General features: G+C 53.1%; 10 protein-coding genes and 1 tRNA gene. 6 read left to right on the top strand and 5 right to left on the bottom strand.

The annotated features are described in order from the left end of the window. The first annotated feature begins 32 nt into the window (after positions 1-32). The gene (locus LCM31_RS11250; RefSeq protein ID WP_224870146.1) at positions 33-1,112 is read left to right on the top strand and encodes a PQQ-dependent sugar dehydrogenase; all 1,080 of its coding nucleotides are present in this window, start codon (positions 33-35) and stop codon (positions 1,110-1,112) included. Between the two features lie 51 nt (positions 1,113-1,163). Further along, positions 1,164-2,441 carry a Xaa-Pro dipeptidase gene (locus LCM31_RS11255; protein ID WP_224870148.1) on the top strand — a complete coding sequence of 426 codons (1,278 nt, stop codon included), beginning with the start codon at positions 1,164-1,166 and terminating at the stop codon, positions 2,439-2,441. Between the two features lie 102 nt (positions 2,442-2,543). Here the strand turns inward: LCM31_RS11255 and LCM31_RS11260 are convergent, their stop codons facing one another. The 4 genes from LCM31_RS11260 to rrtA all read right to left on the bottom strand — a co-directional run bounded on the left by LCM31_RS11260 (position 2,544) and on the right by rrtA (position 9,728). Then, positions 2,544-4,253, bottom strand: a complete 1,710-nt coding sequence (locus tag LCM31_RS11260; RefSeq protein ID WP_224870150.1) for a sulfatase-like hydrolase/transferase — start codon at positions 4,251-4,253, stop codon at positions 2,544-2,546. 262 nt (positions 4,254-4,515) lie between these two features. Then, a complete protein-coding gene (locus LCM31_RS11265) occupies positions 4,516-7,647 on the bottom strand; it encodes an efflux RND transporter permease subunit (RefSeq protein ID WP_224870153.1) in 3,132 nt (1,043 codons plus the stop codon). A gap of 12 nt (positions 7,648-7,659) precedes the next feature. Beyond that, a complete protein-coding gene (locus LCM31_RS11270; RefSeq protein WP_224870155.1) occupies positions 7,660-8,835 on the bottom strand; it encodes an efflux RND transporter periplasmic adaptor subunit in 1,176 nt (391 codons plus the stop codon). A 284-nt stretch (positions 8,836-9,119) separates the two neighbouring features. Next, the gene (rrtA, locus tag LCM31_RS11275; protein WP_224870157.1) at positions 9,120-9,728 is read right to left on the bottom strand and encodes a rhombosortase; all 609 of its coding nucleotides are present in this window, start codon (positions 9,726-9,728) and stop codon (positions 9,120-9,122) included. A 1,521-nt stretch (positions 9,729-11,249) separates the two neighbouring features. On the opposite strand from rrtA, the gene LCM31_RS11280 reads away from it, so the two are divergent. Next, complete coding sequence (locus LCM31_RS11280; RefSeq protein ID WP_224870160.1) at positions 11,250-23,171, top strand: outer membrane protein assembly factor BamB family protein; 11,922 nt, start codon at positions 11,250-11,252, stop codon at positions 23,169-23,171. A 124-nt stretch (positions 23,172-23,295) separates the two neighbouring features. On the opposite strand, the gene LCM31_RS11285 is transcribed toward LCM31_RS11280, so the two are convergent. After that, positions 23,296-23,371: transfer RNA gene (locus LCM31_RS11285), tRNA-Arg, on the bottom strand. A gap of 492 nt (positions 23,372-23,863) precedes the next feature. On the opposite strand from LCM31_RS11285, the gene LCM31_RS11290 reads away from it, so the two are divergent. The 3 genes from LCM31_RS11290 to LCM31_RS11300 all read left to right on the top strand — a co-directional run bounded on the left by LCM31_RS11290 (position 23,864) and on the right by LCM31_RS11300 (position 26,555). Then, positions 23,864-24,037: a PA3496 family putative envelope integrity protein gene (locus LCM31_RS11290; protein ID WP_224870162.1), complete on the top strand. Its 174-nt coding sequence runs from the start codon at positions 23,864-23,866 to the stop codon at positions 24,035-24,037. 402 nt (positions 24,038-24,439) lie between these two features. Next, complete coding sequence (locus tag LCM31_RS11295) at positions 24,440-24,754, top strand: STAS domain-containing protein (RefSeq protein ID WP_224870163.1); 315 nt, start codon at positions 24,440-24,442, stop codon at positions 24,752-24,754. Between the two features lie 16 nt (positions 24,755-24,770). Beyond that, positions 24,771-26,555: an ATP-binding SpoIIE family protein phosphatase gene (locus tag LCM31_RS11300; protein WP_224870165.1), complete on the top strand. Its 1,785-nt coding sequence runs from the start codon at positions 24,771-24,773 to the stop codon at positions 26,553-26,555. Positions 26,556-26,582: the final 27 nt, after the last annotated feature.

Below are 26,582 nucleotides of genomic sequence, written 5' to 3' on the forward strand. Positions count from 1 at the left end.
TTATGTCCCTCGCTCTATGTTCTGCCCTCGCAATGGCTGCCCCCCCGCACGATGTACCGGTGCGAGAGGGGGTAAACAGTGATGCCTTTACGATTACCGAGTTGAATACAGACTTGCAGTTGCCTTGGGGGCTGTCCTTCCTGTCAGATGGCCGTTTGCTGGTGGCGGAGCGCGGTGGGCGCCTGGTAATGCTGGATGCGGACGGCAGTAACCTGCGTGAAATTGCGGGGCTTCCGGAGGTCTACGTAAAAGGACAGGGCGGCCTGTTTGAAGTTTTACCTGCTCCAGATTTTGCGCAAACCGGCGAAGTGTTTGTTTCTTATGCGCACGGAACCGACAAGGCTAACGGCACACGTATTAGTCGGGCCATCCTGCGCGACGGTCGCCTGCAGGATCTGCAGACGATATTCACCGTCGAGCCACTCAAGGATACCCCGGTGCATTTTGGTGGGCGCATGACCTTCCTGCCCGATGGCACCTTATTGCTGACAACCGGCGACGGCTTCGATATGCGCGAGGATGCGCAAAAGTTGGATGGCCTGCTGGGTAAGGTCGTGCGAATCAATCGCGACGGCAGCGTGCCGGCGGATAACCCCTACGCGAGTAACCAGGGTGCTGGTGCCAAGATCTGGACCTATGGCCATCGCAATCCGCAGGGGCTGGTGTACGACGTGGCCAGCGACAGCGTAATAATGCATGAGCATGGTCCTGCCGGAGGCGATGAGGTCAATATCCTGCAAGCGGGTAAAAACTACGGCTGGCCAGTTGCCACCTATGGCAAGGATTACTCGGGTGCAATTATTTCACCGTTTACCGAGTACGAGGATATGGAGCCGCCCCTGATGCACTGGACTCCCTCCATCGCTCCGGCGGGCCTTGCCATTTACCGCGGCGAGCTGTTTCCGCAGTGGAATGGGGATCTGCTGGTAGCGGCACTGGCTGGTCGCCATTTGCGACTGGTGGCGATGGAAGGTGGCAAGCCTATTGCACAGCAGGAACTGATTGCGGATCTCGAAGAGCGCATTCGTGATGTACGGGTGGGGCCGGATGGTGCCATTTACCTGTTGACCGATAGCGACCAGGGCAAGTTGCTAAAGCTCCAGCCTCGTTGATCACAACAAATACCCACTGACGATAATTAAACAACGCACCCAGGGGCTTAAATGTCACTCAGAACTTACCTCAGCCGCTCTGCCATCGTGCTCGGCCTATTCAGCGCTCCAGCGCTGGCGATTACTCACATTAGCGCCGACCGCATGATCGATGTGGAAACCGGCAAGGTTATCGAAGCCCCGGTGGTTACCGTGGATGGCAACCGCATCACGGCAGTGACCGCCAATGGTGAAGTGCCAGAGGATGCGATTCGCCTGCCAGGCACTACTTTGGTGCCCGGGTTGATGGATATGCACGTACACCTCACGGGGGATGCGCATACCCATGGCTACCGTCGTTTGGCGGTATCTTCTGTGCGCTCTGCGCTTACCGGTGCCAAGAATGCGCGCATCTCGCTGGATAAAGGCTTCACCACCATGCGCAACTTGGGTGCGGGTGGCTATGCGGATGTGGCATTGCGGGATGCGATTAATGATGGCGATATTCCGGGGCCGCGTCTGTTCGTCTCCGGTCCGTCGATCGGCATTACCGGGGGGCACTGCGATAACAACCTGCTTCCAGTGGAATACGATGCGGTCGGCGGCGGCGTTGCCGATGGTCCCTGGGCGGTGCGCGCCAAGGTACGTGAAAACCTGAAGTACGGGGCCGACCTGATCAAGCTTTGCGCCACCGGTGGTGTTATGTCCAAGGGCACCGAGCCGGGCGCGCAGCAGCTGGCACTTGAAGAAATGCAGGCAGCGGTGACCGAGGCACACAACCGCGGTACCACCGTAGCGGCACATGCGCACGGCACCGCCGGTATCAAGGCTGCTATTCGCGCGGGTGTGGATTCGGTAGAGCACGCCAGTTTTCTGGATAAAGAAGCGATCCGCCTGGCGAAAAAGCACGGCACCGTATTGTCCATGGATATTTACGTAACCGAGTACATTCTGTCCGAGGGTGAAAAGGCGGGTATTCTGCCGGAGAGCCTGGAGAAGGAGCGTCGTGTTGGTGGCAAGCAACGCGAGAGCTTCCGCTACGCGGTAGAAGAGGGCGTGAAAATGGTATTCGGTTCCGATGCGGCGGTGTATCCGCACGGCCAGAATGCGCGCCAGTTCTCCCGTATGGTGACGTTCGGTATGACGCCGCTGCAGGCCTTGCAGGCTTCTACCATCAATGCGGCTGAACTGCTGGGCAAGCAGGAAGACCTGGGTAGTATCCAGGTGGGCAAGCTTGCGGACCTGGTGGCGGTACCGGGTAACCCGCTGGACGATATTTCCGTAATGGAAAATGTGCAGTTTGTGATGAAGGATGGCGAAGTATTTAAAAATACGCTGAAGAACTTCTAGGTCTTCATTAGCCAAAAAAGGCCGGGGGGCAACTCAATTCAGAGTTGTCTCGCGGCCTTTTTTGTATGCATGACTTTTTCTTGCAGAGAAGAATAGGGTAAGTCAGTGCCCCCAATCTCCTACCTTGTCTGATCCGGGCAAATAGAATTCGAGATAATTTTCCACTGAAAATGGTAACTCTTCGGTCACTTGCTTGACTCGCTCGGCGATCGCCTTGGTTTCCGGGCGCGCATTGGACAATCCGGTGTATGGGATGCCCTTGGCGTTCGGCATATCCGGATATTTCTTTTTCATCAGCGCGTGCCGGGCAACCATCCGGTTAAATTGACCCTGGGTGTGAATTAGCGGGGTCAGCTGCGGATTTTCTTCCCGCGGGTCCATATACAGGTCGAAATAGGCCTCGGGCATACCGGATGCGGCCACATCACCGGCGCCGATCCAGTGGCGTTTATAGCGACCTTTTACCGTGGCACCGAGTTCGTGCCCCGCGTAGATAAATACATAGTCTCGCCGGCTGTGGGTGTCGCCCTTGAGCAGTAGCGCAGTTTGGTCGAGACCATCCACCACGCGGTCGGTTGGGATATTGTCCTTGGCGCCGCCAAGGCGCGCGAAGGTGGTGTAGAGGTCGGTGACGTGAATGATGTCGCCGACGGTTTGCCCCTGCTCAATCATCCCGGGCCACCAGGCAAATGCCGGCACTCGCACGCCACCTTCGGTGAAGTCACCCTTGCCGCCGCGATACAGCATCGGCAGCATGCCCCAGCCGGTAGGTGGGCTGTGTACCATGGGGCCGTTATCCGCCATGGCGATAAACAGGGTGTTCTCCGCAATACCCAGCGTTTTGAGCTCTTCCATCAGCTGGCCAACGAAGTCGTCTACCGCCGGGAAGGCGTCGGCGACCATCAGGCCAGCAACGGAATTTTTGGGATTGTAGACGGCGAGGAAGTTGAGAAAGTTGGGCCAGTAGGCCACGAAAAAGGGTTTTTTCGCTTCTGCATTGCGCCGAATAAAATCGATGGTGCGGCGCTCTGCCTCCGGGTCAAACTTGGCAAAACACTCGTTGGATGTACCGCACCACTCTTTACCTTGCTCTCCCTTTTTACCCTCAATATTCATTACCCAGCCCTCGGGAATTAATCCGGGGTTATCCAGGCGGTAGGGGTCGGGCGGGTAGATCTCCGGGGCGAATCCCAGTACTGCATTTACCGCGTTGGCCTGCGGGTTATACAGGGAGGTGATTTGGTTCATCGGGGTAAACAGCGCTTCGTCAAACCCCTGGTTGTGCAGGTAGCTCTCTTCGATATCCCCAAGGTGCCCCTTGCCGAAGAATGCGGTGGCATAGCCGCTCTTGGACAGGACCTCGGCGATGGTGACTTCCTCCTCGCGCATGCCGGAAAACTCATGGGGCATGCCGACAACCCCCATACCGTGGCGCACCGGGTGCCGCCCGGTGAGGAAGGCCGCCCGCGTTGGCGTACAGGAGGGCTCGCTGTACATGCGAGTGAAGTTGATACCCTCGGCAGCCATTTTGTTGATGTTTGGTGTGGTGTAGCCGAAGTTCTTTTGCAGGGCGGGGAAGCCCACGGCGCCAAATGCGGTGTCGTCCCAAAGCAGGTAAACGATGTTGGGTGGCCGTCCATATTTTTGGCGCAACTGCCGCAGTTTTTGGTCCAGCTCCCGATCTTCCTGTTTCCATTTTTCGCCGTGTTGTAGCTTCAGCACGTAGTACTCGGCGTCGTGTACGACCTTGTCGGCGAGTACGGTGAGCGGCAAGAATATGCTGGCAAGAAGAAGGCTGGTGGCGCGCATCATGGTGTTACTTCCCGTACCTACTGGTGAATGACTGGTAGCGACTTCGCAAACAGTTGCGAGGCGTACATCATCAGGCGCTAGCGAAAGGTGTTAACGGAGGGAATTAACCCATCCCTAGCAGGCTAACTTTAGGAAACTGTGGGGCAGCTGAGCGGAGTCGGGCGCCAGTGCTCTGTAAATGCGAATTTGGAAAGGCGTCATAAAAGCAAAAGGCCCGCGGATTACCATCCGCGGGCCTTGGTTTACCTTGCAGCTGAGCTGGTCAGACTTCGGTGGCAGGCGTCTGGGTGCTGCCCGTCAGTTTCCGTTTCACCGCGTTTTTGGTGCGAGAAGCCAGGTTACTGATGTCGATACCAATCCCGTACATGGCCGGCACCAGCAGCAGGGTCACGAAGAACGCGACGAATACACCGAATGCCAGTGCCACCACGATGGGCTGCAGGAAGGCGGCCTGAATGCTGCGCTCCAGCATCATCGGCAGCAGGCCGACAATGGTGGTGACGGTGGTCAGTAGGATCGGACGGAAACGCGCCACGCCCGCTTCTACTACCGCCTTGATGGGTTCCATGCCTTTCTCCCGCAGGCGATTACAGTGGTCCATCAATACCAGGTTGTCGTTGACCACCACCCCGGCCGCTGCGGCAATGCCGAAGTAACTGAAGATGGCCATGGTTATCCCCATCACCCCGTGCCCCAGAATTGCGCCGACAAATGCGAAGGGGATCGCGATCAGGATCAGGATAGGCTGGAAGTAGCTGCGGAATGCCACCGCCAGCAGGCTGTACATGGCGAAGAACGCCATGGTGTACAGGCCGAGAACTTCCTGAATAAAGCGTTTTTCGCCTTCCGCCTGACCCACCGCACCGCGCACGATACCGGGGTAGCGGGCTTCCCAGTCCGGGAAGAAGTTTTCATTCAGGTCCTTCATGATGTCGCCGCGTACATCGTCTTTCAGGTCCGCCATCACACGGGCGGCACGGTTACCGTTCCAGCGCTGGATACGTTTGATGCCCGGTGCGTATTCCAGATCGGCGACGGCAAGCAACGGCACTTCACGGCCATCACTGGTGCGTACACGGAAGTCCTTCAGGCTTTCAATGGAGCGACGCGATTCCAGCGGGTAGCGCACCATGACTTTTACGTCCTGGCCACCGCGCGGCAGGCGCTGTACTTCTTCACCGAAATAGGCCTGGCGCACCTGACGATTGACTTCGGCCAGGGTCAGGCCAAGTTTGGTGGCACCGGGCTTCAGGTCGATACGGATTTCTTCCGAGGCACCTTCCAGGTTGTTGCGCACGTCGTAGAGGCTTTCGTAAGTGCGCAGTTGGGCTTCCAGTTCGGCGGTGGCATCGCGCAGCACGTCGAGATCAGGGTGGCGAATGGAGAGCTCGAAACCCGGCCCGTTGTTGTTGAACGAGTACTGTACCGATACCTCCTTGGCGTCTGGGATCTCGCCGAGCAGTTCCCGCAGGCGCAGCGCGGCGTCCTTGGCGGTCATGTCGCGCGTTTCCGGCGGCGCCAGCTGCACAATGGCCATAACACTGTCACGGCGTGAGCGGGTGTACCAGTTCTCGATCAGTGCGCCTTCGCCATTGGTGCGCTGGTTGACCTCTTCTTCCAGGCGCTTCTCCGCATCCTGAAGCTGGGCGAGGATTTCCAGTGCGCGGCTGTAGGGTGCGCCTTCTGGCATGACCACGTTCACGATAATCTGGTCGGATTCGATTTCCGGCATAAAGCTTTTCTTCACCCAGCCGCTGCCGAATGCGCCAAAGCCGATAAACATTGCCCCAACAAAAATGCTCAAGGTGAGGTAACGGCGACCCACCGCCCACTGGCCAATACGGCGGTAATGGTTCTGGGCAACGTACACAATGCCGTTGGCAATCTTTTGTTGCAGGCGACCGAAGCGGCCCGGGTTTTCCCGCGGCTTCAGGTTGTTAAGGTGCGCCGGCAAGATAAACAGCGACTCGATCAGGGAGAACACCAGGGCCAGGATCACCACCCAGGTAATATGACGTGTGAACTCACTGGTAGATCCGCTGATAAAAATCCACGGCAGGAATGCGAGGATGGTGGTCAGTACCGCGAAGATAACCGGCTTCGCTACCAACTGGGTGCCTAGGGTTGCCGCACTCAGGCTATTACCGCGGTGTTCAGGGTTGTGGGATTCCGTATGAATGCTTTCGCCCACGACGATCGCGTCGTCCACCACGATGCCGAGTACCAGCAGGAACGCGAAGGTAGACAACATGTTCAGGGAAACACCAACGCTCGGCAGCAGGACAAAGGCGCCGGCGTAGGCGGTACCAATACCCACCGATACCCAGAAGGCCACCTTGGGGCGCAGGCTGAATACCAGTACCAACAATACCAGCAGCAGACCCATAAAGGCAGAGCTACTGATGGTCTCCATGCGGCCTTTAAATTCTTCTGCGTTATCGGTCCACAGAGTTAGCTCGGCACCTGCGGGCAGGGTCTTCTTCCGCTCGGCGATCCATTTGCGAATGGAGTCGGAGGCGGTAACGATGTCCATGGTCTCGGTGCTCATGACCTGCAGCAGCACCGCCGGCTCACCGTTCAGAGTGGCCAGGATCTCGTTGTCTTCAAAGCCGTCTACAACCGTGGCCACATCGCCCACGCGGATGGTGCCGCCATCAGCGGTCTGGCGGACGATGATATTGGCAAACTCTTGTTCGGAGTCTGCCTGCTTGCGTACTTTCAGCTGATAAGCGCCGACTTCGGTACGCACGGTACCGGCGGACTGGTTAATGGAGTTGGCGCGGATGGCATCGGCAAGTTCCTGGAAGGTCATGCCGTAGCGGCGCAGGGCCTGCTCGCTGACCTCAATGGAGACTTCTTCCATGCGTGTGCCGAACAGCTGCACTACGGAAATAGCGGGCAGGGTGGCCACTTCCCGACGCAGTTGTTCCGCCAAGCGCTTAAGTTCACGCTCACTCAGGTCGCCGTGTACCGCCACGCGAATAAATTCCTGGCGGTTTACCCACTGGTGTACCTGTGGCGGCTCAATACCACGGGGGAATGAAGAAATACCGTCCACGCGGATTTTTACATCGTTCATAAAACGAGAAAAATCTACGGTGGTTTCGGCGAGGATATACACGCCGCCATATCCCTCGGCGGAGGTGGAGCGAATCCATTCAATATTGTCGAGCTCGCTCACCGCTTCTTCGATACGCGAGACGATCTGCTCTTCCACTTCCTGTGGTGCCGCGCCCGGCCAGGACACATTAATCTCGAGTCCTGGGAAACGAACCTGTGGATCCATTTCCCGTTCCATGCTGAAAAAGCCAATAACACCGGCGACAAGAATGCCAATCATGGCGAGGTTGGCGGCAACCCGGTTACTGGCCCACCATGCAATCAAACTATTCATGGGTGTGAGTCCTTATCGACGAGCCAGTTGGGTGATTGGCTGAACTTCCATACCTTCCACCGGATTGGCAATGGTAGAGGTCACAACGCGCTCGCCATCGGCAACACCTGCGGCGAGCACTACGCGGTTTTCTGAGGTGGAAAGCACCTCGACAGTGCGAATATTCAGGCGGTTATCGGCGTCGACAACGTAGACCTTGTCAGCGCTGCGCAGCGCTTCGCGGGGAACCACGACGGCATTGCGTTCCGCGGTGGATGCGGCTTCAGCGTTTACAAACAAACCAACTGCCAGAGGCACACCATCGCTGGCGCCCTTGCCGTAAGGATCGGCAACTTCGGCAACCGCATAAATCAGGCGGGTTTGCTGATCAATCGTTGCCTGGGTACGCACGATGCGTCCGCTCCACTGCTGCTCATGGTTGCCTACCAGTGCGGAAAGTTTTACTTCCGGACCAGGATTTTTATCGCCGGCGACGAAGCCCAGTGGCAGGCCGAGCTCCTGCAGCTGGTTGTCGGTCAGAGGAAGGCGAATTTCCACACGATCGGTGGCGAATACGCGGCCCAGGGATGTGCCGGCGGTAACGTATTGGCCAACACCCACTTCGCGACTCACCACACGGCCGCGATACGGCAGGTGAATCTTGGTGCGAGCGAGGTCCATTTTCGCGTCGGTCAGCGCAGCTTTGGCCGCACGCAGGTTTGCTTCCGCTTCCAGTACTTGCGGTTTGTTTACCTGCAGCGGGGTGGGTTCTTTATTCGGGTTCAGGTTCAACCACTGCTGGCGTTTGATCGCCGCGGCGGCCTGGGCCTGCAGTAAAAGTACCTCAGCTTGTGCCACGCGCGCTTTGGCCTGGGCAACCTCGAGCTGGTAGTCGGCATCGTCGATTTGGATCAGGGTTTCGCCGGCTTCAAAGCCTGCGCCTTCCGCAAAGCGATCGGCGATGGCGGTGATGCGCCCGGATACTTGCGGCGTCAGATTGATTTCTGTGTGGGCGCGCACTTCCCCTTGTGTTGTTACGCGCAATTGCACCGGTTCGGCACGGGCCTCAGAAGTCACCAGCGAAATCAAACGCTGTTCCTCTTCCTTTTTTTCAGGCTCCGGTTTTGCTGCGGACATCCATTGTACGGCGCCGAACGAGGCCGCAATTACGAGAACCGGGGCCATCACATTCAAGATTTTTTTCTTCATCGTTCTATTCGCGTAGTTTCAATTTTTGTGGAATTTGGCGAATGCGACCGAGTTAGCACTGGTGCAATAACCCGATATGAGCATGAAAACTACGGGCCTTGGAATCTCCAAGGCGCCGAGGTGAGCTGAATCAGCGACCAAAATCCATTTGGGTTGCCTGATTGACGAGGTGATGTCTGGCGGTGGATGCAGTGGTTGTGAAAAAAAATTGGGCGAGTGGATCGACTGTTGAAAAAGGCGCCCGGGAAAGCCTTGGTTCGTAGTGAGGCGGGTGGGGCTATCGCTTAATCCTGCGGGTGCATATTGCTTTGCTGCGCGCGAAAACCTATTGGGTGCAACAGGCGTGGGGACAGGGCCAGGATCAGGCCAGCAAGTGCGCCCCACAGGTGGGCATCGATGGCTACTTGAGCATCGATCAGTGTTGCGGTGGCACTGGTGTCTCCGCCAAGTTGTTCCCAGGCGATTTTTGCGAAGACGCCTGCCAGTATTGCCAGCCCAAATCGCTCACCGTGCATTAGGTCTTTCACACAGCCCCAAACAATCAGCGCGTGAAGCGCACCGGACAAGCCCACGTAATGCGTCAGGTGTGGTGAAAAGAAAAGGATCGCCGTTCCGGTCAGCAGGCACATCAGAGATAGCAAGACGGCGGCGGGTAGGGGTCGCAGGTGTGCCTTGAACAGGTGCCAGAGAATTGCGCAGGCGCCCGCATTGATGAGTGCGTGAGGCAGGTTGGTGTGTAAAAAATGAGCGCTTAGTAATCGCCAGTATTGGCCAGAGAGGATGGCCTCGCGGTCGAAGCGCAACACATTCTGCGCGTGCTCGGAAATCAGTTGGGCAAGACCGATTAGAAAAACTACGGCAATAAACGTTGGGTTGAGCGCTCGGAATGTCATATTGGGCTGGGCTCTGATAGGGTCCGTGTGGCCAGTCTCATATGTGTATTGCACCCCTGGGAGAACTCGAATGTCTACATTTTCGCCAATAATATCAAAACTCTCTGGAATTCGATCCTCTATTGGTCCCATGGGCGTCGTCAATAGCCCAATCAAGCTCCGATCGTACTTTTTACATCGAGGAAGATAGAGCGAGCTATCAAATGTATTGATTAGCGGCTTTGATTATTGATCATCGACATTATGTATACTCTCAGGCGTTAGCAGGAGGTTTGTGACCAAATGGCTGTAGATAGTCAAATTTGGTGCTGGACGGCAAACTGTGACTTAGAGGGAAAACTGGTCGCACTTCAGTTGAAGTTAAAGTGATAATTAGCTCTTTAAGATCTCTTCCAAGTTGGGGATCTACCGCTATTTTTCATTTACGATCTCGGTGCCCAGCCTGTCACCGTCCGGTTGCTCTCAGGTAACTTGTATTAACATTCTCAGCAGTAACACTGTTACAAATGGTTGTGTACGTAATGTCTTCGGACCCCCCGCAAAACTAGCGGGTACTAGAGAGGACTTTTAAGCTTGCTGCGAAAAAATGGCACGGGTAAGCAGCAGCCCCAACGGTTACAAGGCCAATACTACAATGGTTGGAGATTTTTCCTGAACATGTATCAGGGTTCTGAGATTGCAGTAATATTCAGTAAGATATGAGAAAGGACGCGTGGAAAATGAGCGATTAGGAGCTGCGATTGTTGGTATGAGGTTTTTTCCTCGAGACCATACTCTAATAAATACTGCCGAGCTTCCGTTATCAGCTGAGTGAATATGGAATTTAAAGTTACGAGGGTAAAAATTATACTAGCTATTCGGTAGTTAAAGCTGGTTATGCCTAGTATTTTATACAGAGTAATTAATTTAGGTAAATAACAAATTTGATCGCACACTATATTGATTATAGTCTGCTCTGAATATTAATAGCTCATCCCAGATTATGATTGAGTGCCCTGAATATACAACCAATCTAGACTGACAGCCTGCCCCAATCTTCACTCAAGTGCGTATGCACACTTGGTGATTTTTTCTTTGTTTGGCTCTTGCTTGATCGTTTGATAGTGGAATGATCTCTGGTATCAATTCGCGATTTTTACTTCACTAGTCACTGGAGCCTCAGTTGAGCTGTCGAGAATGCTTACAGGCTTTCGTGTTACTTTCTACTATTTGAAGTAACTGGCCGAAGAAATTGGATTTTTACGCCAATAATTCGTTCGACCACTTATTTTACAGTATTAACCCGAGTAGTATTTTTAGCGAAACGTTTTTATCTGTGGCAAATATTTAATATAAATAAATGCCATGCATACCTCTCTCGTAATGCGACTATCACGTTATAAATGATTTTGATCAAATTTTGATCACCTTTGGCTTTATCATACTTAACAATACTTGTTGTTTGGAGTCAGCCTATTTGGTGGATTTGTATATGGCTGACATTTATATGGGCATGGGTTTAGCTTAGGAAGCAAATTCCAAATGCGCACAAGAAAAATTCGTCTGTTCTCCGCCTTACTGATTTCAATTTTCTTCTTCCTGGCTATTTTTCAATTTATAGGTTCCAGTCAAGTTGCCGACAGTGCGGAACAAAACTTGGATCCAACGCCATCCTCGTCAGATCAGAGGCAGGAAACCACTGTTCGAAATAGAAATGATGGTCTTCAGAAGTCTAGAACTGTTGAGAGTGATTACGTTCACGATCAGTTGCTGATCAGATTCAAGTCTGAGGTCTCGCCAAATGAGGCGGTAATGCTTATCAACGACCTCGGGGCTGAAATAATCAGAGAGTTCAGAACACCTGCGGGGCTATATCTACTGCGCTTGCCAGACGGAGTCACCGTGTCTAAGGCAACTCAGTTCTTTGAGCGTGATGCTCGTACATCTGGTGTAGAGCCCAACTATATCTATGATGCCTCGAGCATTCCGGATGACACGTATTTTGATCGCCAGTGGGCCCTGAAGAACATTGGACAGGATGGTGGGGTATACGGGATAGATGTAAATGCAGAGCCGGCATGGAGCATTTCTACAGGAAGTAATGAAGTTGTTATTGGAATTATCGATACCGGTGTGGACTACACACATGTCGACCTACAGGAGAATATGTGGGTGAATCCTGGAGAAATTCCAGGCAATGGGGTAGATGACGATAATAACGGCTGGATCGATGATATTCATGGGGTTGATACTTTCAGCAATGATTCCGACCCGATTGATGAGCATGGGCATGGCACTCACGTTGCCGGAATAATTGCGGCGAGGGGTAACAACGGCGAAGGGATTGCCGGTGTCATGTGGCACGCGAGCTTGGCAGTATGTCGGTTTATGGGACCAGACAATTGGGGTACTACGGCCGACGCTATTGGGTGCTTGAATTATTTCTCCGACTTGAAGCGAAGAGGGGTCAACATTCTTGCTACTAACAATAGCTGGGGCTCTTCCGCTTTCTCTATTTTTTTGAACGAAGCGATTTACGAGCACAAGCGGGATGGGATATTACTGGTAGCTGCTGCCGGAAATTACGCTTGTGAATATAGACAGTATCCCGCGGGCTTTGAGTGGGACAACATAATATCTGTTGGTGCGACAGAAAATTACTATGGTGGAGATTTTCTATGCAGGGGCGATGTTCACGCGCCTGGATATAGGATCTTCAGTACGCTTCCTGGTCACCAATATGGTTATGAAACCGGTACCTCGATGGCGGCGCCACTGGTTTCTGGAATGCTTGGTTTGTACCAATCCCACCAGCCATCCCTGGATTCCATGGAAATCAAGCAATTGCTGCTGGATACTGCGGAAAGCACAAGATCTGGCACCTACCCGATGGCCAAGCTCGAAATGCCATCTAATGATCAGGACAACGACGGGCTACCCGACGAATGGGAGGTTGATTACGGCTTTGATAGTGGTAACCCTGAAGATGCTGCGCAGGATGCCGATGGTGATGGGCTCAACAACAGTGAAGAGTTCTCTGCTGGAACAGATCCACGTCAACAGGACAGTGATGGAGATGGCCTGTCAGATGGTGCTGAAATTGAGATCCATGGCACCAATCCGTTAAGTAGTGACACCGATGGCGATTCGCTCGCTGATAACCTTGAGATCAGCACTTATAAAACGGATCCCTCGAATGTTGATACAGATGATGATGGGCTCGCCGATAACCTGGAGATCCAGGTCTATGGCACGGATCCCCTGTCGGCAGATAGCGATCGTGACACCATGCTCGATGGCTGGGAAGTAACCTATGGATTGAACCCTCTGGATAGCGCGGATGCCAATGTCGACGGGGACGGAGATGGTATTCTCAATGTCGATGAAGCCCTGTATGGCTCAGCACCAGACAGCAGGGACAGTGATGGTGATGGTCTAGCCGATGGTGAGGAAGTGGGCTCATTGGGTACAGATCCCGCTTCCATCGACTCTGACGGTGATCGGATGCCGGATAACTGGGAAGTTGCAAACGGTTTAAATCCGTCGGCAGCAGAAGATGCTTTTACCGATCAGGACGTTGACGGGCATGATGCATTGCGGGAGTTTCTCTCTGGTACGGATCCTTCTAGCAGTGCCTCGGTGCCCGAGTTTCTCGAATGGGCGACGTCAGATGGCAATGCGGCGCGCAACCGATTTGTTCCCTTTAGGACTGAACTGTCATCGCCTCAAGTACGCTGGTCAACCCAGAGTTTTTCCCTTGATCGAATTCATACTTCCGAGATTGTGACAGCCCGTGGTGCCGTCATCTCTAGGGCGGCGTATTACCGTGGAATTCTCGGGTTCTCAGCGTTTGATGGGCGGCCACTATGGAATTTGGCCCTGGGGCAGGACTCTTACCCTGGGTGGAGATCGAGTCAGATCTCGACACCCCTTCAGCAGGGTGACCTTGCGTTTGTAACTCAGTCTATTAACGATGCTGCTTATGCTAATGCTGAAGAAAAAAATGCTGACCTACTACATGCGATTGACGTAGGCACTGGAGAGCTGGCTTACACTCAGGTTTTGACTCAGCACACTCCCGGTCCGGTGCGTGGAGGTGAATACGGTCAAATTCTGCAGTCTGCGCATCCACTACCTGATCTTACAGGCCTTAATAAGGATATATTTGTTAAGGATGGAGACACTGTAAAAAAGATTGATGCAGAATCTGGGCTAGAAACCTGGAAATCCCATGTCAGTGGTGAAAAGGACTTTTGGGCACCTTTAGTTTGGGGTGACTTAGTTCTAGGGTTTTCTAATGGGAAGCTGATTGGGCTGAATATCCAAAGCGGCTCCCGGGAAATAGAGTTGGGCGAAGTGACTTGCCGCTATCAAGGTAGTACACGAATCGCAGAGTATCGCTCCAAGGCGGTTATTTTTTCCGGTGGTTGTCTCTCGACCATTGACCTTTCGAAGTCTGAGTCATTGTGGATATCTGAATTCTATGGAATGGACTCCATGGCCATGGATGACAACTATGTCTATTTACTTGCAGAAGATAGGTTGGAAATCCGAAGTCTTCTTGATGGCACCGTCTACCGAGTAATCACAGATCTGCCTTCGGGTAGTTCCCGAGATTTGCTGGTATCGCTTAATCACGTTTTCATTTCAGCGCATTCGGGAACCTATGCTGTTGATATTGCTACGGGTGAAATTGTCTGGCGATATAACCGCGGAGGTAAGATCGCACTATCTGACGATGGCGCCTTGCTCATCAATGGTGATCGGGGCTTTTTATACTCTGTGAATGTGGAGGCAGATCTCGATAATGATGGGTTGCCGGGCTGGTGGGAGCGTTTTTATAGTTTGGATCCGCTTGATGCAGGGAATGTAAATGCAGATGTAGATGGGGATGGACTTACGCATTTCGAGGAGTTTTCATTCGGTACGAATCCGATGGCCGCTGACACTGATGGGGATGGAATTTCCGATCAGGTTGAGGTCGTTACCTACCAGACTGATCCGGCTGAGACAGACACCGATGCCGATGGCCTTAGTGATGGGCAGGAACAAGGGGTTTATGGGACCGACCCGCTAGTGTCTGATAGTGATGGTGATGGAGTGCGGGACGGAGATGAAGTTCTCGTATTTTTCACCGATCCGATCGACGCGACAAGCAGGCCCAAGCCCATTTCGAGCTATCAAGATTCCTTTGAAGAGGGGGTGCCGCGAAACTGGGTGACAGACAACCCTGAAGCTGTGGGCTGGACTCGAGACTGGGAGTTGGCAAGTGACGGAAATTACAGTCTGAAGACGGGTTGGTTGTCTACGGGAGAGGTTTCTGAGGTCAGTTGGCAACAGGTCTTTATTCCCGGAACGCTGTCGTTTGATGTGAAAGTCAATGGCGAGTCGTGTTGCGATATATTGCGGGTGTATCTCGATGACAAGGTAGTAGTCAGCGTTACCTCTGGAGACTGGAAAAGTGTAAGTATCGATATTCCACCCGGCATGCATACTATTAAGTGGTCTTATTTACGTGCGAGCGGAGAGGGTTTTTCTGACAGTGCTGCACGTATCGATAGGTTGCTCTATGAGTCACAAGCGCCGATGGCGGTCAACCCGAAAAATGTTCTGGTGTTTCATGATCGTAAGCTCTACGAATTCGACATTGCGGGAAATCGTATCGGGGTGCCGATCAATTTCCCTCAGCTGGAAAATGTCGATGATATCGTCGCCCTGAGGGGGCATCGTCTACTCCTTTCTGAAGGGGAAAACTTCCATTTCTACGATCTTACGAACGGTCATAAGTGGTCTAGTGAAAATCCCGCTGGAAATATGGCCCGCTGCGGCAGCGGTGAAGGACAAGCTAGATTTACGAGGATCAAAGACTCGATATTTTATCCCGCGACGCAGTGCACATTCGGCCTCGGAATTGCAGAGCTGGATGATTCCGGTCAGCATCTCGGGTCTTTCCTGATTGACAATCGTTACCTCGACCTTGCCCGTGGCCCTGACAATACGCTGTACGCGTTAAGGGGTGAAGATTCGGATTTCAAAGGATTTGGAAGCCAGATCGATATCATTGATATTGAGCATCGCACGATAATTCGAAGTATCAATACCGAAGTTGGCGTTGGAAGGATTTTAGTGGATAAGCAGGGTGAGCTGATTGCGGACGTCGGCAAGGACATATACCACCTCGACAGCGAGGGTCGCGTAACGGCGAAGGCTGTCGATCCGCCAGGTTACATCGATGATCTCGTCTGGAGCGTGTCCGGGAACATTATTTTGGGTGGCGTTAATGGTGGAGTCGGTGTTCTGGATTCGGAACTTGCTCTGCAGCTTTTCCCGACGGAGCAAACGGGCCTGCTCACTTCACCTTCGGCGGGTGTAAAGCTGGCTGCGATCCGTACGGACGGTAGTGATCTGGATGCCGATGGTATCCCTGACTGGTGGGAAAGCTTCTATGGGCTTGATCCGGGTGATGCAGATGATGCGCCTATGGATCTGGATGGGGATGGGCTATCGAATATTGACGAATATCGCTCCGGGGCGAGTCCACTGGAATCGGACAGTGATTTTGATGGCATCGCGGATAATTTAGAGGTGCTCAACTTTCTGACCAATCCCGGATCAGCTGATAGTGATGCGGATGGAATTTCAGATGGGGATGAGATCAATATACATGGTACCAGTCCAGTTTCTGCAGATACAGATGGAGACGGTCTCGGAGATAGTCAGGAGATCGTCCAATATGGATCTGACCCCTTGAGTGGTGATTCTGACGGCGATGGCTTACCTGATCACTGGGAAATCCAGTTCTCGCTCAATCCGACGAGCCCTGCAGATGCTCTGGACGACAGTGATAACGATGACCTGAGTAATTTGCAGGAATATGATGTCGGTACCCACCCAGCATTGGCAGACTCTGACTTCGATGGTCTTACCGATGGGAGTGAGGTTCTCAACTATGGTACTTCGCCACTCGACCGAGATACTGACGGCGATTATCTGAGTGATCGTTGGGAAGTGGAATTCGCGCTTGACCCATTGGACTCACTAGATGCTGAGGCGGACGCGGATCTTGATGGTTTTAGCAATGCCAGGGAGTATTTTTCCCAAACACTTCCGAACGATCCCAAGAGTTTTCCAAGAGCACTGCCATGGGTGACAGCGGGGGGGGATTCCCGGCACCGTCGCCATGTCCCAGTTTCACTCGATTCCGCTAATTTTGTTCAGCGATGGAGTCTTGAGGACGCTTCCATGGACGCCATGGAGGTTGCCAATCCTGTTATGGTCGCCGGAGGTAAAATCTTCCTATCGGAAAGGAATACCTATTGGGACGAAATAGATCTCGCCGTCTCAGCATTGGATGCCTTTGATGGGCGACCAATCTGGAAGCAAGAGGTGGGTCCATTGCGTCCGGTACAGCGGATTTCCCTCGGTACGGAAACTGTAAATTTTTTTGGTGAGAGAGACCACGCCGAGCGGTTTTTCTCCATTGATCAGAGCTCTGGAAAACTGGAAGAGGTAAAAACGGAGTGGATACAGAGAGTGAATAATACCACGCCACTGGTACCTTATGGCGATCATTTCTACTCGTCCGGAGTTGGTTATAGGCAAGTTTCTAGTATCGATGGCAGCACGGGCGAAAAAGTCTGGTCTCTAGAAATGGATGCAGTGTGGGGGAAGGTACGGCTGACGCCGGCAGTCGATGAGCGGTATCTCTATAGTTTCTACAGAAATGATATATGGGGAACCTCTGATGACGTCTATGGACTTGTGCTTGTAGATCGTGAAACGGGGGATGTTGCGAGGACGATTCCGGATCCGGATGCGCAAGCGCCGGGGGGGATTTCGCCAATTATCGGCTCTCAGGAAAATATAATCGTCATTTTCCCGGTGGATAGAAGGGTTTCCAGTATCAGCACTGCGAGTGCAAAAGTGGAATGGAGTGTTTACGGAGACTTTGTATACGAACCCGCTTATGCCAACGGTGTTGTTTATGCTGTTGAATCCGGCGGTCTCATTGCGATCAACGAGTACGATGGTAAAGTGCTATGGCGCTGGCAAAGTAACGACGCGCCCCTTGTGGAAAGCCCGTTGCTGACTGATTCTCACGCATTCGTTTCCTCCCATACCGATGTTTTTGCTATTGACTTGTCGACTGGTATTCCTGCATGGAAATTTGGAAAGGGCGGTCACCTCAGTATGGGTGAAGACGGGGCGTTATATATTGCAGGGTTTGATGGGGGAGTTTACGCCGTCTCGGTCATGGCTCCTGATGCGGATGGCGATGGCATGCATGACGCATGGGAGCGCTTACATGGCCTTGATGCCGAATTAGCGGACCAGGGCCTTGACCAGGATAATGATGGTCTCACTAATCTTCAGGAATTCGAAGCAAGAACACGCCCAGACACCTCAGACACGGATGGCGACGGACTGACAGATGGTGCAGAGCTCAATGAGTATTCAACGAACCCTAGGTTCAGCGATACGGATAAAGATGGGCTAGAGGATGCTGATGAACTCTTACTACACGCCACAGATCCCCTGAACAACGATACCGATGGCGATGGTTTGATGGATGGCGATGAAGTCACTTCCTTTGAGACATCACCTGTTTCTCAGGATACGGATCAGGATGGTATGCCTGACGGCTACGAGGTTGAGTTTTCGTTTGCGCCGAACGCTGCCAGTGACGGTACTGAAGACGCCGATGGTGATGGTCTGGCCAATGCCAGGGAGTATTCGAGCGGAACAGATCCACATATTGCAGATTCTGATGGTGATGGGCTTCCGGATGGGGTTGAGGTCGATACTTATTACACAGATCCACTGCTGGTGGACACGGACGGGGATAGAGTTCCAGATGGTGATGAGTTAGAGGTAGGCCTCGATCCGTTGAATGTCGATGATGCTTCTGCAGATCATGACAGCGATGGATACTTGAATGCCGAGGAGTACTTTGCAGGATCAGATATTTCTGATCCTGAAAGTACACCAGTTATCAGCAGTTGGACCATCGAGCGGGGAAGTACGGCTTTTGATGGATACGTGCCCTTGAGTTTGAATCCAAATAATTTTCGCTTGCGTTGGAAGCGGGATATGGATGGTTCAGAAGAAACGGTTCACTCAAATGTCGTAACTTCCAATGGTCGTGCCGCAATTGTTAGTTTTGGCTGGGATTGGGATGCTTGGCGTTTTGGTAGCAAGGGTTTCTCAGAGAATAAAGCATTGTCTGTACTGGATGTGTTTACTGGGGAAGTGCTTTGGGAGCGAAAGCTCCAATCCTATGAGGAGGTCAGTGGGCCGGCCATAGGGGATGGCGTTATTTATGTGACCACAGGACGCCTTGATGGTGTGCTTGGTCTGGACCTCTATACCGGCGAGAAGCGCCTAGTCAAGCAGTTTACCACGCGGTCCCATAGTTGGTATACGCGGCCGCCGGTGCCCTACTCCGATTCGCTCTACGTCGAGCACAGGAATGACGCCTTTGTTGGTCTTAAGGTCGATACGGGTGAAAAGACTCTGCGGCACGTGGCGCGGAGAATGCGCCAACAACTGACCCCTGTTGATGAAAATAATGTTTACGTTTTTGCCGGTGGCCTCGAAGTGCCACTTAGGATTGATGTTTTAGATAGGGGGACTGGTGCATTAAGGCATTCGATTTCAAGTGAAGTCACGGGTTTTTATGTCTCGAAAACGTTTTCTCCAATAGTCAGTCGTTCTGGGATGGCCTTTGCTGCGCAGGGAAGCCGGGTGGTCGCTTTCAACTTGAAGGAACAGAGAGTGGCCTGGCGAAAGCAGTTTCCTCCAACCGGTAGCTGGTTCTTTGCGAATAGATATGCAGATAAAATCGCTCACGCAAACGGCGTGCTCTATGTCATTAACGATGGCGATCTTGTCGCGTTGACGGAGATGTCAGGAGAGGAACTCTGGCGTTGGGATCCGGGTGATGTTGATATTAACAAAAACCTTGTTGTCACGAATGAGCATATCTTTGTCGCGACGGACTACGAAACTTTTGCTGTTTCCGTGGTTGAAGGTGAATCGGTGTGGAGTTATGCGGCCGGCGGTGCATTGTCCCTGGATAACAATGGACTTCTTTATATTGTTTCAGGTGACGGAACTGTGCACGCTATTGAAGTCGAGGGGGACTTAGATGCCGATCGCATGCCAGATTGGTGGGAGCGTCAGCACGGGCTCAATCCTCGCTTTGCCGGTGATGCCTCCCAGGACAGCGACACTGATGGTCTTTTAACGCTGGATGAGTATCTACAGGGGACGTCGCCTTTTAATGTGGATTCAGACTCGGACGGACTGGCAGATGGGGACGAAGTAAATACCGCTGGTAGTGATCCAACGCTGGCGGATACCGACGGAGATGGGCTATCAGATGGCGAGGAAGCTCTCCAATACGGCTCAAGCCCTTCTGAATCTGACTCGGATCGGGACGGGCTCGATGATTACCTGGAAGTCAGCCGTTACCAGACCAATCCAGCGAGCAGTGATTCTGATGGCGACGGACTCCCTGATGGCGTTGAAGTGGCTGCAGGCCTGGATCCCTTGGAGGCTGGCGATGCGAAGGGAGACCGGGACGCGGATGGCCTAACCAACCTGGATGAGTTCCATAACGGTAGTGACCTGGCGCGGTTGGATACCGATCGTGACGGTATATCAGATGGGCAGGAGGTCAACGAATTTCTGACTTCTCCCTTGTTGTCAGACAGTGATGGCGACTGGATCCCGGATCTCTGGGAGCTGAATGAAGGGCTGGATCCCCTAGTCAAGAATGGCTTTAGGCAGGATTTTGATGCCGACGGGTATCCCGACGTGATTGAGTTCTTAAGAGGCACGTCTGCCGCACAATCGCTCTATTTTCCGGAAGTTACTTCCTGGTCGGGAATGGGGGGCGATGCGAAGAACTCCAGTTTTGTCCCCATTGCTATAAACCCGCAGGCTATTGAGGAGCATTCCTCGGTGCGCCTGCTTGATAACTTCTTTTACCTTGCAAGTCGGCCAGTTTCCGGTAACGGGCGTGCATATGTGACCCATCGAGGCCCCAACCGACTCTTTTATATATCAGCAATAGATACCATTACGGGTGAGAAATTATGGCAAAGTGAACTTGGGACTGATGGCTCAGTGAGCCCTCCCGCGTTGGCAAAAGATGGAGTCTGGTTGTTTGCAGGGCGGCGTTATCGCGGAGAAGAAATTATCGACTCGGATTCCGCTGTTTCTGGCAGTTTGCTTGGGTTAGATCCGTATACGGGTGATCTTCAGCATGTTGTGCCTATTAACCTCAGGGAAACAAGTTATTCCGCCCCTACGATTGTCGATGAACTACTTTATGGCTATTCCAATTTCAAAGCCGGGCTAGGCGCTAGATATGAGGGGAAAACTTTTGCAGTCAATGTTGCCACTGGAGAAATTGTCTGGGAGCGTATGCGCCTGGCTTGGGGTGGGTGGTCACCGGCAGTAGCTGGTGACTTTATCTATGAGTATTCACCTATAGATTCTCAGCAGCTGTCAATAACTGAGCGTTACACTGGTAAAAAATATTTATCTGTAAAAGACGGTGGAATGGTACCGGCGCCAGTTCATGAGAATAGTTCGCCGGTGGTTACCCAGTCCGGCGCTGTGGTAATCCAAGGCGGCCGGCTTGTGGCGTTCGATCGGAGCTGTGCATGCGTCACTTGGGAGTTGATTGGCGATTTCAGGGGGCCTCCTGGGTATTTGCCAGGTAGAATCTATGCCATTGAAGGTGCAAGTGTCGTCGTGGTTGACGAGCGGCAGGGGATTGAGGTTGAACGGTTCAGGCTGCAAGGCGAACCGGCAGGCGGTGATTTGCTGCTGACATTAACGCACCTGCTGGTGTCTACCAGCGCCGGCATACAGGCCATTAACCTGGAAACCGGCACTACGGAGTGGAGTTATCCTGTCGCTGGTCACCTTGCCCTTGGGAATGACCATAAACTTGTTTTAGCCACGGTGACCGGTGAACTTGTTGTTTTTGATCTTGCGGCCGATTCTGATAACGATGGCATGCCAGATAGCTGGGAGTCCGCTCACGGATTGTCTGTTTCTGACCCTTCTGACGCGATTCTAGATTTAGATGCCGACAGCTTGCAAAACTTGCGTGAGTTCTATGTCGGATCAAGTCCTCTGTTAGCAGATTCAGATGGTGACGGTATCCAGGATGCTCTCGAGTTCGAGGTGGGAAGCCGGCTGAACTCTGCTGACTCGGATGGCGATGGCCTGGGTGATTTCAGCGAAAAGAACGAGACGCTTACAGATCTTCTCCATCCGGATAGTGACAAGGATGGTATAGGCGATCGCGATGAGCTCGAACTTTATAAGTCAGATCCACTCTCAACTGATTCAGACGCCGATACATATGATGATGCTTGGGAAATCAGTGACCTTTCTGATGTCAATAGTGCCGACAGCCATCCATCACCTATTGGGTATTTAACTGTCTCTTTTGAGGACGGCCGCCTTCCGCCTCAGTGGTACCAGGTAGATGATGCAGAGAATGGTTGGGTGGTGGTACGTCGGCACGCAAGGGAGGGTGACTATGCATTGTTCGCTTTGCCTCCTGACTCGAGTATTTCGGAGGGTTCAGGGAAAGTTTCGAGCATTATCTGGAAAGGGAAATTTCCGCCTGGAGACTTGCAGTTTGATTTTTTTGATCCGAAAGTTGGCTCTAGTTCGACTTTCAGTGTCTATGTCGATGGGCTGCTAATGCAGGAATCCACGGGAATTTATGGTCGCTGGTTGACGAAATATGTCGGCCTGTCTGAGGGAGTTCATGAGATTCGCTGGGACTTTTCTACCAACCGCATGGGTGGAAGCTTCGGAGGATTGTCGAGCATCGTACGCATGGATACTGTGATTCTGGATAATCTCCGTATTGTTCCTTTTGGAACAGATAGCGACCATGACGGCATGCCTGACAGCTGGGAGATTGATAATGGCTTGGGTCATGATTATGCGGGTGACGCCCTGCGGGACGCTGATGAAGATGGCTTAGTCAACGTTGAGGAGGCGCAATGGAATACCAACCCCCGGGATTCCGATACTGACGGAGACGGCATGCCAGACTTCTGGGAAGTGTCCCATCAACTAGAGCCCACGCTAAATGATTCCGACGAAGACGCGGATGCTGATGGTGTGACCAACCTACGTGAATACCAGATTGGTACCGATCCTAATGTAGCGGATAGTGGTGGTACCAGTGACGGCGGTGGTACCAGTGATGGTGGTGGTACCAGTGATGGTGGTGGTACCAGTGATGGTGGTGGTACCAGTGATGGCGGCGGTACTGCTGTTGCTGGTTCAACTGGCTCCGGAGGAGGGTCTGGAGGGGGCGGCAGTTTTGACCTCGGCTTGTTACTCCTTCTCTTAATCGTGCTTGTTGGACGATGGAGGTATGGTCGTCAGAGTTCGTTGCTTCGCCATTGTACGCCTGCGTGTTAGGTAGAAGCGTGACTATTCCGGGTGTCTACTAAACCCGGGTAAGTCTTAACTCTAACTCCAAAGGAGTGAAAAATATGTTGCTGAGCCTTTCCCTTCTGTTTTCGAAGGGAGGGAGCTTTAATTTTGGCACCCCCGGGTGGACTCGAACCACCAGTCCGGACTTAGGAGGTCCGTGGTTTATCCTGTTAACCGACGGGGGCGTACTCTTAATCAGCCTGACTACTTAGAGCTAATGCCCCGGCAGGCTGGCTTTGCAAGAGTTTGTGCATTCTAACCACTGGGACAGGCGCTGTCATCGAATGCTGCGCCCAGCTCCTGCCCTGTGTAATCCTCTGTAATCTCGGATTGCCTTCTTGAGAATCTCCTGCTGTCACCAAGCGTAACGTTTTGCGCCACGTGGGTTACCCATTTTCTCTTCGATGGAATGTTTTCTTCTATCCACAAATCGGCGAAAAAATTTCGCAAATTGGTAACAAATTACCGTTATTTTGGCGCGAGCTGTAGATCAGAGAGGATCGGGCTTTTGGCCTTTGCCGGGCAAATGGCAGTCCCCAGTGTAACCCCCGGAAAAACCTGATCGCGCAATGCAAAAGTTGCTTGACCAGAAAAGCGGGAGCTGGCTAATCTGGAATTGCACAACAAAAACAGACAAAGAGTTTCTGCCCTGGCAGATCGAGATTGTGGAGTTTTCTATGAGCGGCAACGTTATCGAAAATGACATGGATTTTGGTGGATCTGATTCCTCTCTTGAAGAGAGTCTGCTCTATACCCCGGAGAGTCCCCGTGACGCACGACGCATGGTGGAGGATCGACTGGAGGAAAAACGCCTCCAGCGGGAACTGATGGATTATCAATACGACTTCTGACTTCGAGTCTTTCTTCGAATGCTTCTGTGAGTCGTCATCTCTCAGAAGCGTTCCCGAAGAGATATTCTGCTGAGTCCTTTTTACCGGATGCAGTCCGGTCGACTAGATACGCCCCGCATTTCTGTTCTGCGCAGAAAATAGCCGGGTGCCGACAAAGGGTGCCAGAGGCACCCTTTTTGCGTTTTAGAGGGAGCCGCTGTCGGACAGGGGATTTTCTGCTGAAGTCGGTCCGTAAGTGAGGGATCCATCCCGGGTATAAATACGTACTTTCACTATGTAAGGGTTGCCGGTTTTCACCTTCTGCGGGTGGGTGTATATTGGCGGAAACTGGTTTCGCAACAGTAAGGATGAGGCAGGATATAGGGTCCGCAAATGGTGGTTTCCGAAAGGTTTGAGAGCCGCGTGAGCTCGGAAGTTTCCGATGGTGGTGATGAGCTGGTGATTCGTGTCGCTGGCAATTTTGATTTCAATATCCACCGCGATTTCCAGCGCGCGTACCGTAATGTCAGTCCGGCACCGAAGGTGTTTCTGGTGGATCTGTCCGCAACTGAGCATCTGGATAGCGCAGCATTGGGAATGCTCTTGTTGTTGCGTGACTACTGTGTGGAGCTTGGTCATGAGGGTGAGCGGCCGCGGGTGGAATTAATGAACGCGAACGCGCACGTATCCCACATACTGCACGTTTCCAATTTCGATCAAATTTTCAGCATCTGCTGAAGCCTGCTTCACCCCGATGCCAGCCTTCCGCATCCTCATTATTGAAAGCGACCAACAAGAGTCCGCGGAGCTGCAGCAGCTGATCCAGCAGTGGGAATATAAAAGCACTGCCGAGAGTATCTCCCCCGCGTCCACCTTGTGCGCGCCCAATGTCGACGCCGCGCTAAAGTCCTTTGACCCGTTCCCGCCCAATCTCGTAATCTTCGGCCCCGTTGCGGCACGGGAGACCCCTTCTGAGTCTGTGCGCCAATTGCGCCAGTCGATGGGGTTAGAGCCAGTGCCGATTCTTGCGGTGCAGGAGGTGCAGGAAAACCCTGCCGAGCCCCTGTATCTGGCGGATTGCGACGATATTCTGACCAAGCCCTATAGCCGCTCGTTGGTGGAGCTGAAATTAGTCGCTATCCGGCGCTTCGGTGAGTTCAGCCGATCACTGATGGCGCAGCGCGACCGCCTGCGTCGGCACCACGCAGACTTTCTTCAGGAACAGGCGAATGCGCGGGAAATATTCGGCAACCTGGGCAATGAGAGCTGCCTGGATGATACGCCTGCGATTCGCTATCACCTTTCTCCGCGCGCGGTGTTGAACGGCGATTTGCTGGCGGCAACCTACTCACCAGATGGCAAGTTGGTATTGATGTTGGGGGATTTCGCCGGGCATGGGTTGGCTGCGGCGGTGGGCGCGGTTCCACTGACTTCCATTTTTTATTCAATGATCCCCCGGGGCTTCTCTTTTGGCCGGGTAGCGCGGGAAATTAACCGTAAATTGCACGATATCTTGCCGCGACAGATGTTTTGTTGCCTGGCAATCATGGAGTTCGACCCACGGCGCCAGCACCTGCGCATAATGAACGCGGGTATGCCAAGCCCGTGTCTGCAGCGCGGCGACGGTTCTTTGCTGATGATTGAATCCCGGCATCTACCTCTGGGGGTATTGCCGTCGGACCATGTGGATTCCGCGATAGTGAATGTGCGAATTTCATCGGGGGATCGCCTGTTCTTGTGGAGTGATGGTATTCACGAGGCGCGCAACGGTCGCGGTGAGCATTTCGGGGAAGCGCGCCTGTTGTCTCTCCTGCAAAGTGAGTGGCCGGATGGCGAGCAGGTGTTTGAGCGGATTCTGCTGGCGGTCAATGCCCACGCTGCGGAACAGCATGATGATCTGTCTCTGGTGGAGTTGGACCTGACGGATCCCGGGTTACTGCGCGGCGGGAGCCTGCCGCAGGAGGTGGCCGGAGGTCGAAAGGGGACGCCTATCGGTGACTGGTCCATTCGTTTCCGTCTTTGTCACGCGGAGTTGCGGCAGGCAGATCCGCTGCCGCAATTACTGAGTGTCGTGATGCAGATGCCCGGCGCCGCCAGATTCCAGGAGGACCTTGCGATTGCGCTGGGCGAGTTGTTCCGAAATGCGCTGGAGCATGGTGTATTGGAACTGGATTCCTCAATCAAGGGCATGGATGATGGGTTTGTTCGCTATTACGACCTGATGGCGGAGCGGCGTAGCCAATTGGATTCCGGATGGGTCAGCATTTCCCTCTCTTGCCTGGAAGGTGAGGCGGGCGGAAGCCTGAGTCTGGTAGTAGAGGACAGTGGCAAGGGGTTCTCCGGGGTGCGTGATACCGGCTCGGTATACTCCGGCCGCGGGCTGGAGCTCCTGCGCACGGTTTGCTCTGAATTGCACTACTCGGCAGGCAGCAGTCGCGTTGAGGCCATCATTCGCTGGCAGGCAGAACCCGATGCAAAATCGGAGGGTGCAACGCAAGCGGAATACAATGCCATACAAAACCCTTCAGTACCGGTATAATTACGCTCAGTTTTTCATCAATACCGG

The organism is Microbulbifer agarilyticus (genome assembly GCF_020171345.1).
In the GTDB taxonomy this organism is placed as follows: domain Bacteria; phylum Pseudomonadota; class Gammaproteobacteria; order Pseudomonadales; family Cellvibrionaceae; genus Microbulbifer; species Microbulbifer agarilyticus_D.

What these genes read in the sequence shown, in the direction of transcription:
- LCM31_RS11290 (WP_224870162.1), top strand. Translation starts at nt 23,864, where the DNA reads ATGAGCGGCAACGTTATCGAAAATGACATGGATTTTGGTGGATCTGAT.
- LCM31_RS11270 (WP_224870155.1), bottom strand. Translation starts at nt 8,835, where the DNA reads ATGAAGAAAAAAATCTTGAATGTGATGGCCCCGGTTCTCGTAATTGCG.
- LCM31_RS11265 (WP_224870153.1), bottom strand. Translation starts at nt 7,647, where the DNA reads ATGAATAGTTTGATTGCATGGTGGGCCAGTAACCGGGTTGCCGCCAAC.
- LCM31_RS11255 (WP_224870148.1), top strand. Translation starts at nt 1,164, where the DNA reads ATGTCACTCAGAACTTACCTCAGCCGCTCTGCCATCGTGCTCGGCCTA.
- LCM31_RS11280 (WP_224870160.1), top strand. Translation starts at nt 11,250, where the DNA reads ATGCGCACAAGAAAAATTCGTCTGTTCTCCGCCTTACTGATTTCAATT.
- LCM31_RS11300 (WP_224870165.1), top strand. Translation starts at nt 24,771, where the DNA reads ATGCCAGCCTTCCGCATCCTCATTATTGAAAGCGACCAACAAGAGTCC.
- LCM31_RS11260 (WP_224870150.1), bottom strand. Translation starts at nt 4,253, where the DNA reads ATGATGCGCGCCACCAGCCTTCTTCTTGCCAGCATATTCTTGCCGCTC.
- rrtA (WP_224870157.1), bottom strand. Translation starts at nt 9,728, where the DNA reads ATGACATTCCGAGCGCTCAACCCAACGTTTATTGCCGTAGTTTTTCTA.
- LCM31_RS11250 (WP_224870146.1), top strand. Translation starts at nt 33, where the DNA reads ATGGCTGCCCCCCCGCACGATGTACCGGTGCGAGAGGGGGTAAACAGT.